This is a genomic window from Nocardiopsis sp. iso_40 (genome assembly GCF_056173285.1).
Genome location: NZ_CM149666.1, coordinates 2,317,510 through 2,330,961, shown reverse-complemented (window position 1 = coordinate 2,330,961; position 13,452 = coordinate 2,317,510). Strand labels below are relative to the sequence as shown.

Annotated in this window: 12 protein-coding genes; 3 read left to right on the top strand and 9 right to left on the bottom strand. The window is 73.8% G+C overall.

The window, feature by feature from the left end:
- The first annotated feature begins 80 nt into the window (after positions 1 to 80).
- Positions 81 to 962, top strand: a complete 882-nt coding sequence (locus tag AC0VYD_RS10275) for a deoxyribonuclease IV (protein WP_475479647.1) — start codon at positions 81 to 83, stop codon at positions 960 to 962.
- Positions 963 to 996: 34 nt separating this feature from the next.
- Here AC0VYD_RS10275 and AC0VYD_RS10270 read toward each other — a convergent pair whose 3' ends face one another.
- Both AC0VYD_RS10270 and AC0VYD_RS10265 read right to left on the bottom strand, forming a co-directional pair.
- Positions 997 to 2,397 (bottom strand): MFS transporter, encoded by a 1,401-nt coding sequence (locus AC0VYD_RS10270; RefSeq protein WP_475479646.1) that lies wholly within the window; start codon positions 2,395 to 2,397, stop codon positions 997 to 999.
- Between the two features lie 34 nt (positions 2,398 to 2,431).
- Positions 2,432 to 3,115: a helix-turn-helix domain-containing protein gene (locus tag AC0VYD_RS10265; protein ID WP_475479645.1), complete on the bottom strand. Its 684-nt coding sequence runs from the start codon at positions 3,113 to 3,115 to the stop codon at positions 2,432 to 2,434.
- Between the two features lie 180 nt (positions 3,116 to 3,295).
- On the opposite strand from AC0VYD_RS10265, the gene AC0VYD_RS10260 reads away from it, so the two are divergent.
- Positions 3,296 to 3,640, top strand: coding sequence for a hypothetical protein (locus AC0VYD_RS10260; RefSeq protein WP_475479644.1), 345 nt, complete (start codon positions 3,296 to 3,298; stop codon positions 3,638 to 3,640).
- A gap of 370 nt (positions 3,641 to 4,010) precedes the next feature.
- The gene (locus AC0VYD_RS10255) at positions 4,011 to 6,437 is read left to right on the top strand and encodes a Tex family protein (RefSeq protein ID WP_475480235.1); all 2,427 of its coding nucleotides are present in this window, start codon (positions 4,011 to 4,013) and stop codon (positions 6,435 to 6,437) included.
- 109 nt (positions 6,438 to 6,546) lie between these two features.
- On the opposite strand, the gene AC0VYD_RS10250 is transcribed toward AC0VYD_RS10255, so the two are convergent.
- The 7 genes from AC0VYD_RS10250 to AC0VYD_RS10220 form a co-directional block, all read right to left on the bottom strand.
- A complete protein-coding gene (locus AC0VYD_RS10250) occupies positions 6,547 to 7,290 on the bottom strand; it encodes a glycosyltransferase family 2 protein (protein ID WP_475479643.1) in 744 nt (247 codons plus the stop codon).
- The gene (locus AC0VYD_RS10245) at positions 7,287 to 7,898 is read right to left on the bottom strand and encodes an SAM-dependent methyltransferase (protein WP_475479642.1); all 612 of its coding nucleotides are present in this window, start codon (positions 7,896 to 7,898) and stop codon (positions 7,287 to 7,289) included. Before AC0VYD_RS10245 ends, AC0VYD_RS10250 begins: the two co-directional genes overlap by 4 nt.
- Positions 7,895 to 8,662, bottom strand: coding sequence for a PIG-L deacetylase family protein (locus tag AC0VYD_RS10240; RefSeq protein WP_475479641.1), 768 nt, complete (start codon positions 8,660 to 8,662; stop codon positions 7,895 to 7,897). Before AC0VYD_RS10240 ends, AC0VYD_RS10245 begins: the two co-directional genes overlap by 4 nt.
- Positions 8,646 to 9,686: an acyl-CoA dehydrogenase family protein gene (locus AC0VYD_RS10235; protein WP_475479640.1), complete on the bottom strand. Its 1,041-nt coding sequence runs from the start codon at positions 9,684 to 9,686 to the stop codon at positions 8,646 to 8,648. The genes AC0VYD_RS10240 and AC0VYD_RS10235 overlap by 17 nt, the downstream gene beginning before the upstream one ends.
- A gap of 113 nt (positions 9,687 to 9,799) precedes the next feature.
- Entirely contained in the window at positions 9,800 to 11,887 is a 2,088-nt protein-coding gene (locus AC0VYD_RS10230) for a xanthine dehydrogenase family protein molybdopterin-binding subunit (RefSeq protein ID WP_475479639.1), read from the bottom strand.
- Positions 11,884 to 12,873, bottom strand: coding sequence for an FAD binding domain-containing protein (locus AC0VYD_RS10225; protein WP_475479638.1), 990 nt, complete (start codon positions 12,871 to 12,873; stop codon positions 11,884 to 11,886). Before AC0VYD_RS10225 ends, AC0VYD_RS10230 begins: the two co-directional genes overlap by 4 nt.
- On the bottom strand, positions 12,870 to 13,373 hold the full coding sequence (locus AC0VYD_RS10220; protein ID WP_475479637.1) for a 2Fe-2S iron-sulfur cluster-binding protein: 504 nt from the start codon (positions 13,371 to 13,373) through the stop codon (positions 12,870 to 12,872). The genes AC0VYD_RS10225 and AC0VYD_RS10220 overlap by 4 nt, the downstream gene beginning before the upstream one ends.
- Between the last annotated feature and the right edge of the window lie 79 nt (positions 13,374 to 13,452).

Sequence of the window (13,452 nt, the reverse complement as noted above, 5' to 3'; positions counted from 1 at the left end):
CGCCCCGTCCGGGCGGGAGGCCGTTCAACCCGTGGGGCACGCCCGACCCACCCCGGACCCGCGCCTAGAGTTGGTTGGCTATGAACAACACTGAGCAACAACGGCCCCGGCCCCCGGCCGAGCGGACCCCGGTCGGAGCACACGTACCCGTGGCGGGCGGCATGGCTACCAAAGGGCTGGCCTACGCGGAGAGGATCGGCGCCGAGACGGTCCAGGTGTTCGTGTCCAACCCCCGCGGGTGGGCCACCAACGACGGTGACCCGGAGCAGGACGCGATGATGCGTGAGCGCACCGACCTGCCGAAGTTCGTGCACTCCCCCTACCTGATCAACCCCGGCACTCCCAACGAGGAGACCGCCGCCAAGTCGCTGGCCTCCCTGGAGCACGCCCTGCGCCGCGGCGCGCAGATCGGCGCCCTGGGCGTGGTCATGCACACCGGTTCGGCCGTCTCCGGTGGTCGTGGGGCCGGCCTGGAGCGCGTCCGCTCCCGGCTGCTCCCGCTCCTGGAGGGGCTCGGCGAGGACGTCCCCCCGGTGCTGTTGGAACCGATGGCCGGTCAGGGGCAGGTCCTGTGCGCCACCGTCGACGACCTCGTCCCCTACTTCGAGGCCCTGGACTGGCACCCGAACGTGGGCGTGTGCCTGGACACCGCGCACCTGTTCGCGGCCGGGCACGACATCTCCACCGTCGGGGGCATGCGCGAGGCCCTGGACCGCTTCGGCGAGGTGGTGGGAGCCGCCCGGCTCGGGCTGATTCACGGCAACGACTCCAAGGCGCCGTGTGGCAGCAACAAGGACCGGCACGAGAACATCGGCAGAGGCCACATCGGCGCCGAGCCCTTCGCGGAGCTGTTCCGGCACCCGGTGACCGCCGGGATCCCCATCACCCTGGAGACCCCGGGCCCGGAGGGCCCGCACGCCGAGGACGTGACCACCCTCAAGAAGCTGCGCGCCCAGGCCTGACGCCCGGCCCCGCCCCGCTTTCCGGTGCGGGCGGTCACCGCCCGGCCGCCTCCGTGGTGAGCCGGGCGGCGGCCTCGTCGGCCAGCCGTGCGGTCTCGGCGATGATCCTCCGCGCCAGGAAGGTGGCCAGGAGGATCACGACACCGCCCACGAGGTAGGGCAGGGCCAGGTCGGCCCGGCCGAGCAGGCCGCCGAGCAGAGCGCCGACCGGGGCCATCCCCCAGCCGATCGTCTTGCTGGCCCCGGCGATCCGGCCCCGGACCGCGTTCGGGACCACCGTCTGGAAGTAGAGTCCGGCGGCGACGTTGGACACGACCACGCAGAAACCGACCCCGGCCAGGGCGAGGAAGGCGAGGCGGGGTTCCGTGGCGAGGCCCGCCGTGATCAGGCACAGCCCCGCTCCGGCGTAACCCCTGGCCACGACCGTGCGACGGCCGACCCGTCGCAGGATGCGGGCGGCCACGAGGGAGCCGAGGACGCCGCCGACCGCGCTGGAGAGCAGGAAGAGCCCGAAGAGGGTGATCGGGACCCCCAGGGCGTTCTGGGCGTAGAGGCCCAGCAGGGACGCGGTCATGTTCATGCCGATCATCAGTCCGGCGTTGCAGAGCATGTTGCCGCGCAGGATGCGGTCGGTGAAGACCATCCGGAACCCCTCACCGAGCGAGCGGAGGAAGCTCTGCCGACCCCGGCCCTCGCTTCCGTCGGCCCCGGCGCTCGTGTCGGCCCCGGCGCTTCCATCGGCTCCGTCGGGGCCCGACAGCGGGGTGTGCCTGCGCCACACCAGCGGGATGGCGCACAGCAGCACGGCGCACAGCGCGTAGGCCCCGGCGATCCCCAGCAGGGGCGCGACGGCGCCGACGGCGAACAGGAAACCGGCGACCGGGCGGCCCAGGCAGTCCTGGGCGACCAGGCGTCCGCCCTCCAGCCGGCTGTTGGCCCGGTCCAGCAACCGGGCGGGGACCAGCTCGACGACGGCGATGCGACTGGCCGGGTCGGAGACGGTCTCACAGGCGATGACCACGAACATGGCCGCGTACAGCAGCCAGATGGAGAGGTGGCCGGTGAACATCGCTCCCGCCAGGGCGAGCATGGTCAGGGCCGCGGCCCCGTTGGCCACCGCCATGGCACGCATCCGGTTCACCCGGTCGATGAGCAGCCCGGACAGGGGGGCCAGCAGCAGCCAGGGCAGGAAGCGGGTGGCGGTCAGCCCGGAGACCAGGAGGGGGTCCTGGGTGAGGGTGGTGGCGATCAGCGGCAGGGCCACGAGGATCATGCCGTCGCCCAGGTTGGTGAGGACCCCGGCACCCCAGAAGCGGTGGAAGGTGCCGCTGAGGCGTCGGTCCCGGGGGGCGGTCCCGGCGGTGGGGGGCCGGGTGTCCGGGGGCGGGGTGTTCGGGGGTGTGGCCTCGGTGGTGTCGGCGGGTGCTGTGGGCACAGTGGTCTCCTGAAGAGGGCGGGGGCTCAGGTGGCTACTGGTCGTCGGGGGCGCCGTCGTCGCCGACCGCGGGCGCGTCCGGGACGACGGGAGCCTCCTCCGGTTCGAGGAGGTTGGGGAACAGGTCGGTCTGGAGCTCGACGGACTCGGTGTCGGGGTGGCTCCGGGCCGTGCGCCCCTGGAAGGGGAGCGACCTCTCCCGGACGAAGGCCTGGAGGTCCCTGGCGAACTCCTCGGTCTCCTCCGGGTTCATCCGCACGTGCGCGACCGAGTCCTGTGCCGCCTGGATCCAGCGGCGCACCTCCGGCTCGTCGGGCCGTTCGCCGCTGAGGGCGTGCCACTGACGGAGCCGTTCGCGGCGCCCGCCGTAGTAGCGGTCCAGGACGATCCCGGCGGCCTCCCGGGTGGCGGGGCTGCGCAGGAGTTCGGTCCCCCGCATCCGCCAGCCGCCGGGGCGGAGCCGCCACCAGCGGTCGCGTTGGCCCGGCCCCGGTTCGACCTCGACGAAGCCGTACCGGGCGAGCTGGCGCAGGTGGTAGCTGGTGGATCCGCTGCTCTCGCCGAGCCGCTTGCCGAGGATGGTCGCGGTGGCGGGCCCGTGGACGGAGAGTTCGTCCAGGATCCGGGCGCGCAGGGGGTGGGCCAGTCCGCGCAGGGCGTCGGCGCCGACCTCCATGGGGCCGGGGTCGGGCTCCGTCGTGTCCTCTTCGTCGCTCATACTCGCACCATACTACAAAGGTTTCTTTGCAAAGATAACTTTGCAGAGTTTTCTTTGTGAAACTTCCGGCGCCGCGTACCGGAGCGCCGGGAACCTCCCTCCCCGAAGAGCCGTCCCATGGGTGACAATGAACGGGGGCCGACGCGGGGCCGGACCCGGAGCAAAGGAGGGTGTTACCGCATGGAGCCGTTCTCCATGGTCATCGGGGTGGCGATCGCGATCGGCGGGTTCCTGGCCGGCCGTCACACGGCCAACCGCCGGGCCAGGCAGGAACTCCAGCAGCACCAGGACGGCCGCAGGGTCCTCTCCCGGGGCCAGCAGACGCCCCAGCCGATCTGCGGTTGCGGCCACAACCTGGTCTTCCACGACCAGGAGACCAAACGCTGCCAGACCCAGGTCGTCATCCCCGGCCGCTGGACCGGGCAGGCCACCTCCACCTACCGCCAGTGCATGTGCCAGGGCTACCGCGGTCCCGTGCCCGTCGACGAGTACTACGCCCCCGACTACCTCGACGGCACCAACTGAGCGGACCCGCCCGGCTCCGGCCCCTGCCCCACCGGCCCGCCCCGAGCGCCCCGGGTCCGAGCACGCACCGCCGTGCGGGAACCTGGGAGTGCGGACGGCGACGCGCCGGAGTGACAACGCCCGCGCGCACCGCGAGAATGTCCGCGCCGTCGTGCCTTCTGGGAAACGTGCGGACACCCACACCGGGCGTGTCCTCGTGCGGGCCAGGGGGAGCTTTGATATCACCACCGGTCATGGATGTCAGGCCGGGATCAACCACAAGCACGTGCGTCTGCTCCAGCGGGCGGACGGCTATGCCTACACCTGGAAGAAGGAGGAGGGCGTTTCCTCCCGGTTCTGAGGGACCGGGCCTGCACGCCCAAAAAACATGGTGACACCCACGATCGACCAGCGCATCGCCGAGGAGCTCGGCGTCGGCGCGCACCAGGTCAGCTCCGCCGTCGACATGCTCGACGCCGGGTCGACCGTGCCCTTCATCGCCCGGTACCGCAAGGAGGCGACCGGGGCGCTGGACGACGTCCAGCTGCGCGCCCTCGAGGAACGCCTGCGCTACCTGCGTGAACTGGCCGAACGCCGGAGCGCGATCCTGGAGTCGATCCGTTCCCAGGGCAAGTTGGACGAGGCGTTGGAGGCCCGCATCAACGCGGCCGACTCCAAGGCCCGCCTGGAGGACATCTACCTCCCCTACAAGCCCAAACGCCGTACCAAGGCGCAGACCGCCCGCGAGGCCGGCCTCGAACCGCTCGCCGAGGCCCTGTTCGGGGACCCGGACCAGGACCCGCAGGCGCTCGCCGCCTCCTACGTCGACGCCGACAGCGGCGTGGCTGACGCCAAGGCCGCCCTGGACGGCGCCCGTGCGATCCTCGTGGAGCGCTTCGCCGAGGACGCCGACCTCACCGGTCACCTGCGCGAACGCCTGTGGAAGAAGGGGCGCCTGGGTTCGGCGGTCCGCGAGGGCAAGGAGGAGCCCGGAGCCAAGTTCGCCGACTACTTCGACTTCTCCGAACCCCTGACCGCGCTCCCCTCGCACCGCGTGCTGGCCATGTACCGCGGCGAGAAGGAGGAGGTCCTCACCCTCTCCCTGGAGCCGGAGGAGGCCCCCGAGGCGGGCCCCGACGGCACCGTGCCGCGCAGCAGCTACGAGAACGCCATCGCCGCCCACTTCGGGATCGTGGACCGGGGCCGCCCCGCCGACCGCTGGCTCCAGGACACCGTGCGCTGGGCCTGGCGCACCCGCATCCTGGTCCGGCTCGACATCGACGTGCGGATGCGCCTGTGGCAGCAGGCCGAGGACGACGGCGTCAACGTCTTCGCCGCCAACCTGCGCGACCTGCTGCTGGCCGCCCCCGCGGGCAGCCGCGCCACGCTGGGCCTGGACCCGGGGCTGCGGACCGGGGTGAAGGTCGCCGTCACCGACCCGACCGGCAAGGTCGTGGCCACCGACACCGTCTTCCCGCACGCCCCGCGCCGCGACTGGGACGGGTCGATCGACCGCCTCGCCAAGCTGTGCGCCGCCCACGGTGTGGAACTGGTCGCCATCGGCAACGGCACCGCCTCCCGGGAGACGGACAAGCTCGCGGGCGACCTGATCAAACGCCACCCCGAACTCGGGCTCACCAAGGTGATGGTTTCGGAGGCGGGCGCGTCGGTGTACTCGGCGTCGGCCTACGCCACCGAGGAGCTGCCGGACCTGGACGTGTCCCTGCGCGGGGCCGCCTCCATCGCCCGGCGCCTGCAGGACCCCCTCGCGGAACTGGTCAAGATCGACCCCAAGTCCATCGGCGTGGGCCAGTACCAGCACGACCTGGCCGAGGCGAAGCTGTCCCGTTCCCTGGACGCGGTGGTCGAGGACTGTGTGAACGGTGTGGGCGTGGACGTCAACACCGCCTCCGTGCCGCTGCTGACCCGGGTCTCGGGTGTGACCTCCACCCTGGCCCGCAACATCGTCTCGCACCGCGACGCCAACGGCCCCTTCCGGACCCGTGAGGCCCTGCGTTCGGTGCCGCGGCTGGGCCCCAAGGCCTTCGAGCAGTGCGCGGGCTTCCTGCGGGTGCCGGGCGGTGACGACCCGCTGGACGCCTCCGCGGTGCACCCCGAGGCCTACCCCGTGGTCCGGCGCATCCTGGACCGGACCGGCAGCGACCTGCCGTCGCTGATCGGCAACAGCAAGGCGCTGTCCGCCGTCCGCCCGGAGGAGTTCGTCGACGACAAGTTCGGGCTGCCGACCGTCACCGACATCCTCAGCGAGCTGGACAAGCCCGGACGCGACCCGCGCCCCGCCTTCACCACCGCCACCTTCAAGGAGGGTGTGGAGAAGCTGGACGACCTGGAGCAGGGCATGGTCCTGGAGGGCGTGGTCACCAACGTGGCCGCCTTCGGCGCCTTCGTGGACGTGGGTGTGCACCAGGACGGCCTGGTGCACGTGTCGGCCCTTTCGCACAGGTTCGTGGAGGACCCGCGCGAGATCGTCAAGCCGGGCGACATCGTCAGGGTCAAGGTCCAGGACGTGGACATCCCGCGCAAGCGCATCTCGCTGACCATGCGCCTGGACGACGAGGCCCCGGCCTCCGGTGGTCAGGGAGGCGGCCGGGGTGAGCGCGGCGGCCGCGGCGGACAGGGCGACAACGGTCGCCGGGCCAACGGCGGCAGGGGCGGTGAGCAGCGCCGCGGCGGCGGCAACGGCCGCCAGAACAACGGTGGCCGCGGCAACGGCGGCCGCGGGGGCCGCGACAGCGCCCCGGCGGCCTCGGGCGCCATGGCCGACGCGCTGCGCCGCGCCGGCCTGACCAAGGGCTGACCGGGCGGCGGACGAGGAGGCGGAGGGACCACACCCCTCCGTCTCCCTCCCGGAAGACCCGGCCCCGCCCGGTTCCGGAAGGCCCGGTTCCGGAAGGCCCGTGACCGGTTCAGCCCTGGGCCGGGTCCCCCCTCTTCGCCACGGCCCCGGAACGGAGGGGGTCGGGACCGCCGATCCTGCTCAGGCAGTCCCCGAACCCTCCGACGGCCCGGGAGGCCCTGCGGGCGGAGGTCACCACCCGCAGGTCGCGGGGGCGGCTCACCCGGTGGCCCCCGGCGGTCAACGCGGCCACCAGGGCGTGGTCCTCCGCGCGGGCCAGCTCGGGGAACCCGCCGCAGGCGAGGTAGGCCGAGGCGCGCACCCCGAGGTTGGCCCCGTGCACGTGGGGGTGCCCGTCCGCACGCGCTATCGGATAGGTCCGGGCGAAGTGTTCGGCCAGCCAGGGCGGGCGCTCGGACCAGTCCCGCACCTCCACGGTCCCGACCACCGCGTCCGCGGTGCGGGCCAGGGCCAGCTGTGCGGGCAGCCAGTGCACGGGGACCAGGGTGTCGGCGTCGGTGGTGGCCAGCCACACGTCCTCCATCGCCCGGGGCCGGACCAGTTCCAACCCCCGGGTCGCGCCCGCACGCCGGGCCGCTCCCACGTTGCGGTGGGCGACCTCGACGACGTGGGCGCCCTCCCGCCGGGCCAGGGCGGCGGTCGCGTCGGTGCAGTCGTCCGCGACCACCACCGAGTGGCGACGCTCCGGGGCCACACCGCACAGGCGCAGCGAGGCGTGCACGGCGCGCAGGCACGGCACGATCGACGCGGCCTCCTCGTGTGCCGGGACCACCACGACGACGGCGCCGGTCACACCAGCCCCTCCCGTTCGGCCACCGAAAGCGGCGCGCCCCCGCCGGCGGCCTCGTACACCTCCAGTAGGAAGTCCCGCTCCTCGTGGCGCGCCGTCCGGGCCAGCCCGGCCCGGGCGGCGACCGCCCGGTGCACCTCGTCCCCGGAGCGGACGTGGTCGGCGACCGGATGGCGCCAGTGCACGACGACGAGTGTCCCCCCGCCGGCGAGCGAGTCCACGGTGCGGTCCAACAGCACGCCCAGGTCACCGTCGTCGAAGTAGTAGAGCAGTTCCGAGAGGACCACGAGGTCGAACGCGCCCCGCGGCCACCGCTCGGGGACCCTGGCCCGCGCCACCTCGACGTGGGGGGCGTCGGCCAGGTCCGCACGGGCCCGGGCGACCGCTTCCGGCGCCCCCTCCCAGGCCAGGAGCGAGTCGCACCGGTCGGCCAGGCCGCGGGTCAGGACACCGATCGAACTCCCCGGTTCGAAGGCGCGCACGTACCTCTCCCTGGGCAGGCAGGCCAGCGTCAGTGACCGTTTGCGCCGCTCGTACCACCGGGTGCGAAACCCCCACGGGTCCTCGGAGTCCGCGTACACGGCCTCGAAGTAGGCGCCTTCGACGCTCATCGGAAGACCACCTCGTAGTCGCGCGAGAAGTGGGCGAGCATGTCCGGGGTCAGGACGGCGCGGTCCTCGGGCAGCGCTCCGACCGGGGCGGTCTGGGTCGTGAAGGCGCCGACCGCCCCCTGTTTGCGGTCCTGGACATCCGGTGTGAGGTCGATCCGGTACGCCCGGGACCAGGGCACCGCCTCGTCCCCCGGACTCGCCCAGTGCCACATCCACACCGGGTAGGAGAGCAGTCGGGCGCCCTGGTCCCGGACGGCTGCGCGGGCGGCGCGACCTGTGGCCTCGTGGTCGGGGTGCAGGTCGCCCTCCCAGGGCGCCACGCACAGGTCGGCGTCGGCGCACACGGCGGCGAGGCGTTCGGTGAGCTCGTCCTCGCGCGAGGCGACGTCCCCGTCCGCAAGGCCCAGCCGGAGGAGTTCGACGCCGCGCGCACCGAGGGAGGAGAGCGCGCGCCCGCGTTCGACCGCCCGCGCGGCGACCAGTCCGGCCCTGGTCAGGACGTTGCTGCCCGGGTGGGACCCCTCCCCGTCGGTCACCGCCACGACGGTGACTGCGGTGCCCTGGTCGGCCAGCAGTGCGAGGCCTCCCCCGAACCCCAGGGTCTCGTCGTCGGGGTGGGGCGCGACGACCACCGCGTGCGCGGTTCCGCCCAGGTCCAGGCGCGGCAGCCGTTCCAGGTCGTCCCACTCCCGCCATCGGCGCTCGGGCGTGCCCTCGGCGTCGATCGGGTGCACCCGTGCGGGTGTGTCACCTTCGGAGCCCATGTGTGTCCCCCTCCTCTCCCGCGGCCTGACCGCCCAGGACGGCCAGGTCGCGATCAGCGTGGTGTTGGCGCAGGTAGACCGCTAGGTCGGCCGCGGATCGGGCGTGCCGGGCGTCGGTGGCGAGCGGTCCCGCCCCCAGCGCCTCACCGGCCCGGCGCAGGACGTCGCCGCAGACGCGGGCGACCACAGCGCGCACCCGTCGGGCCCGTAGTGCGGCCCCTCCCCCGGTGTCCCGCGGGTCGGCGTCGACCCCGTCCGCCGCCAGCTCCAGTACCGCGCCCGCGGCGTGCAGGTCACGGTCCACTGCCCCGTACGCGGTGCGGGTGTGCACGTCGGCGGAGTCCCGGGCGGCGCGGGCCGCCAGCGGCGCCGCCAGGGCCAGTGCGCCGCCGAACCAGCAGGCGGCCACCCCCGCGCCGCCGTGGTGGAAGCCGGGCCGCCGGACGTAGGCGCCCGCGGGGCCCACCGGCTCGGCGGGGACGCCGTCGAAGGCGACGGTCAGGGTGTCGCTGGCGGCCATACCCGCGCAGGCCCACGTCCCCTCGACCGGTTCGGTGCCGCCGGTGTCCACCGCGAACAGCCGTCGTTCGCCGCCGTCGACCTCGGCGCTGACCAGCGCGCGGGTGCACGTGTGCGCCCCGGAGCAGAAGGGTTTGGTGCCGTGCAGGCGCCATCCGCCGTCCGCGGGCACCGCGGTCAGCACGGCACCGGGAGGGTGCGCCGCCCACACCCCCCACACCTGTCCGGGTTCGGGCTGCCTCGCCCCGAGTTCGGCCAGGATCGCGGCGGCGTCGGTGTGGCCCTCCGCCAACCGCGCCAGGGAGAGGTCGCGTTCGGCCAGGTCCCGCAGCGCCCGCCAGCGGTTCCGGGTGTCGCCTCCGCCCGGGAACGGAAGGTCGAGTTCCCCGGCGCCGACGGCCCGGGTGAGTTCGCCGGCGACCCATGCGTGGTGGGCGTCGTCGGCCCCGCCGGGTCGTGGCGCCCTCCGGTCGGCCGCGGGCGCCCGCGAGGTCGCTCCGTTCATGTTCCCTCCTGTGCGACGCCCCGGGCGCGGGATCGCGTGCCCCGGTCGCCGTTGCGGCAGTGGTGTCGGTGGTCGTGCCTTGCGGTGGTGGCCGCTGAGCCGGTGTCCGCAGGTCAGTGCAGGAAGCGGTCCGGGGTCAGCGGGAGCTCGCGTACCCGCAGACCCGTCGCGTGGCGGGCGGCGTTGCCGATGGCGGCGGGCATCCCCACGATGCCGATCTCACCGACGCCCGCCGCGCCCATCGGATTCAGGTGCGGGTCGGTCTCGTCCAACCAGTGGGCCTGCACGTCGCCCACGTCGGCGTTGGTCGCCACGTGGTATCCGGCCAGGTCGCCGTTGACGACATGGCCGTGGCGCGGGTCCACCACGCTGTGTTCGTGCAGGGCCGCCGACAGCCCCATGACCATGCCGCCCACCAGTTGCGACCGGGCCGTGCGCGGGTTGATCACCCTGCCCACCGAGAACACGCCCAGCATCCGGGGCACCCTGACCTCCCCCGTGTCGGCGTGCACCCGCACCTCGGCGAAGTGCGCCCCGAACGAGTACATCGCGTAGCGCTCCAGGTCCGGGTTGTACGAGGCCTCGGCCCGGGTGCGCGCCCCCGGCCCGGGATCGGCCCCGTGTTCGTCGCGGAAGGCGCGGGCCGCCTCGAAGACGGCCGTCCCCCACGAGGAGGTCCCCGAGGAACCGCCCGCGACGGTGGCCCTGGGCAGGTCCGAGTCGCCGATCCGCAGCCGCACCCGCCCGAGGGGGCAGTCCAGTGCCTCGGCGGAGATCTGGGTCAGCGCCGTCCGGGCGCCCGTACCGATGTCCACGGCACCGATGGAGACCGTGTACCGGCCGTCGGCCCCGTACTCGATCTCGGCCACCGACCCCGGGTTGTTCGCACGCGGGTAGACGGCCGAGGCCACCCCGGTGCCGACCAGCCACCGCCCGTCCCGGTGCGGCCCCGGGGACGGGTCCCGCCCGTACCAGCCGAAGCGCTCGGCGCCCTCACGCAGGCACTCCACCAGACGGCGCCCCGACCACGGCAGCCCCGTCTCCGGATCGGCCCCGGGCTCGTTGCGCACCCGCAGTTCGACGGGGTCCACCCCGCACGCCTCGGCGAGCTCGTCCACGGCCGTCTCCAGCGCGAACATGCCGGGCGCCTCGCCCGGCGCGCGCATCCAGAACGGGATCGGCACGTCCAGGGCCGCCAACCGGTGGGTGGTCGCACGGGCGGGTGCGGCGTACATCATCCGTGAACACAGCCCGCTCTGCTCGACGTACTCCTTGACCCTCGAGGTCAGGCCCGTGGAGTCGTGGACCACCGCGCCCAGGCGGCCCTCGGCGTCCGCACCGAGCCGGATCCGTTGGACGGTGGGCGAGCGGTAGCCGACCAGGCTGAACATGTGCCGCCGGGTGAGCGCGAGCTTGACGGTGCGGCCGGGCACGGCACGCGCGGCGAGCCCGGCCAGGACGTTGTGCGCCTTGGCCGCGCCCTTGGCGCCGAACCCGCCCCCGACGTGGGGCGCCGTGACGCGCACGTTCTCGGGGGCCAGGCCGAACACGGCGGCCATCGTCTCCCGGACGGTGTGTACGCCCTGGGTGGAGTCGTGCAGGGTGAGCCGGTCGGGAAGGGTCTCCCACAGGGCGACCGTGGTGTGCGGCTCCATGGGGTTGTTGTCCTGCCGGGGCGTCCGGTAGACCTCGTCGACCAGGACCGCCGCACGCGCCAGTTCGGCCTCGACCTCGCCCTGACGGGTGTCGGGAGGCGCCCCCGTGTCGCTCTCCCGCGGCGTGTGCAGGTCCTGGTGGCCGGGGTCCAGCGCCACCTCGTGCGGCCGTTCCTCGTACTCCACCCGCACCAGGGCGGCAGCCTCCCGCGCGGTCTCGGGGCTGTCCGCCACGACCGCGGCCACGAACTGGCCCCGGAAGGCCACCTCGTCACTTTGCAGGACGGCGAACTCGGCGTCTTCGGTGTCGGCCAGACGCGGCGCGTTCGCACTGGTCAGAACGGCGTGAACGCCCTTGAGCAGCTCGGCCTCGGCGGTGTGCACGACGGTGGCGCGGCCGCGGGCCACGGTCGAGAGCACGGGGTGCACGTACAGCGGGTCGGCGGCCGGGTGCTCGTAGGCGTACGGTGCGGTACCGGTGACCTTGGCACGGCCCTCGATCCGGGCCGTCGGGGCGCCGACCGCCGGTGTCCGTGGTGCGGTCATCGAACCTCCTCGGTGAGTTCGCGCAGGACCGACGCGAGCGTGTTCACGGCCAGCGGCACCTTGAAGGCGTTGTCACGGCCGGGGCGCGCCCCGGCGAGTTCGGTGTCGGCCGCCACCCGGAAGGCCTCCTCGGTCACGGGCCTGCCGCGCAGTGCCTCCTCGGCACGGCGGGCCCGCCAGGGAACGTGGGCCAACCCTCCGAAGGCGATGTGCGCGTCGACGAACCGGCCGCCGCGCACCCGGACGACGGCCGCCACGGAGACCAGTGCGAAGGCGTAGGAGGCGCGTTCCCGGACCTTGCGGTAGGCGGTACGCGCGGCCTCCGGCAGGGGCGGGAGTTCGACGGCGGTGACGAGCTCGCCGTGGGACAGGACGGTGTCCCGCTCCGGGGCCGCGCCGGGCAGCCGGTGGAAGTGGTCGAGGGGGACGGTGCGCTCCCCGTCGGGGCCCAGGACCCTGACCCGGGCCTGCAGGGCGCACAGGGCCACCGCCATGTCGGAGGGGTGGGTGGCCACGCAGAACTCCGAGGCGCCCAGGACGGCGTTGTCGCGGCCGTGTCCCTCCAGCGCCGAACAGCCGGACCCGGGCTCGCGTTTGTTGCAGGGCGTGGTCACGTCCTGGAAGTACACGCACCGGGTGCGCTGCAACAGGTTGCCGCCGGTGGTGGCCATGTTGCGCAACTGCCCGGACGCCCCGGCGAGCAGGGCCGCGCTGAGTACCGGATAGCGCCGCCGGATCTCCGGGTGGGCGGCGAGGTCGCTGTTGGGAACCCCGGCACCGATCCTGACACCGCCGTCGCCCAGCGCCTCGACGGTGTCGTCGAGGGCGTCGCGCACGTCCACCAGGGCGGTGGGGGCGCTCACCCCCAGTTTGAGGTGGTCGACGAGGTTGGTGCCGCCGGCGAGGAAGCGGGCGCCGGGGTCGGCGGCCACCGCTGCGACGGCTTCGGAGGCGCGGGCGGGGCGCTCGTAGTCGAAGGGTCTCATCCGGACACCTCCCGGATCGCGGCGACGATGTTGGCGTAGGCTCCGCAGCGGCAGAGGTTGCCGCTCATCCGCTCGCGGATCTCGGCGTCGTCGAGTCCGACGGTGGCGGTCAGGTCCTCGGTGGCGTGGCTCGGCCACCCCGCCTCGGCCTCCGCCAGCATCCCCACGGCCGAGCAGACCTGGCCGGGCGTGCAGTAACCGCACTGGAGACCGTCGTGGTCGAGCACCGCCCGGGCGACCGGATGGAGCCCGCCCCCGGCGGCCAGTCCGGCAGCGGTGGTCACCCGGGCGCCGTCGTGCGCGACGGCCAGGCTCAGACAGGACAGGACGCGGCGCTCGTCCAGCAGGACGGTGCAGGCGCCGCACTGACCGTGGTCGCAGCCCTTCTTCGGCGAGGTCACTCCCAGCCGGTCGCGTAGCGCGTCCAGGAGTGTGGTTCGGGTGTCGACGGTGAGCACCCGCTCCTCGCCGTCCACGTGCAGGGTGATCGTGGTGTCCACCGGTGACGACCTTCCGCAGCGCTGCCCGGCCCTGGCGGGCCCGGTCCTGACCCTCGACTATCCGGGTGCGCGCGCACCG

Coding starts and splice junctions, on each gene's coding strand:
- AC0VYD_RS10275 (WP_475479647.1), top strand. CDS start 81: ATGAACAACACTGAGCAACAACGGCCCCGGCCCCCGGCCGAGCGGACC.
- AC0VYD_RS10265 (WP_475479645.1), bottom strand. CDS start 3,115: ATGAGCGACGAAGAGGACACGACGGAGCCCGACCCCGGCCCCATGGAG.
- AC0VYD_RS10225 (WP_475479638.1), bottom strand. CDS start 12,873: ATGAGACCCTTCGACTACGAGCGCCCCGCCCGCGCCTCCGAAGCCGTC.
- AC0VYD_RS10245 (WP_475479642.1), bottom strand. CDS start 7,898: ATGAGCGTCGAAGGCGCCTACTTCGAGGCCGTGTACGCGGACTCCGAG.
- AC0VYD_RS10240 (WP_475479641.1), bottom strand. CDS start 8,662: ATGGGCTCCGAAGGTGACACACCCGCACGGGTGCACCCGATCGACGCC.
- AC0VYD_RS10230 (WP_475479639.1), bottom strand. CDS start 11,887: ATGACCGCACCACGGACACCGGCGGTCGGCGCCCCGACGGCCCGGATC.
- AC0VYD_RS10260 (WP_475479644.1), top strand. CDS start 3,296: ATGGAGCCGTTCTCCATGGTCATCGGGGTGGCGATCGCGATCGGCGGG.
- AC0VYD_RS10235 (WP_475479640.1), bottom strand. CDS start 9,686: ATGAACGGAGCGACCTCGCGGGCGCCCGCGGCCGACCGGAGGGCGCCA.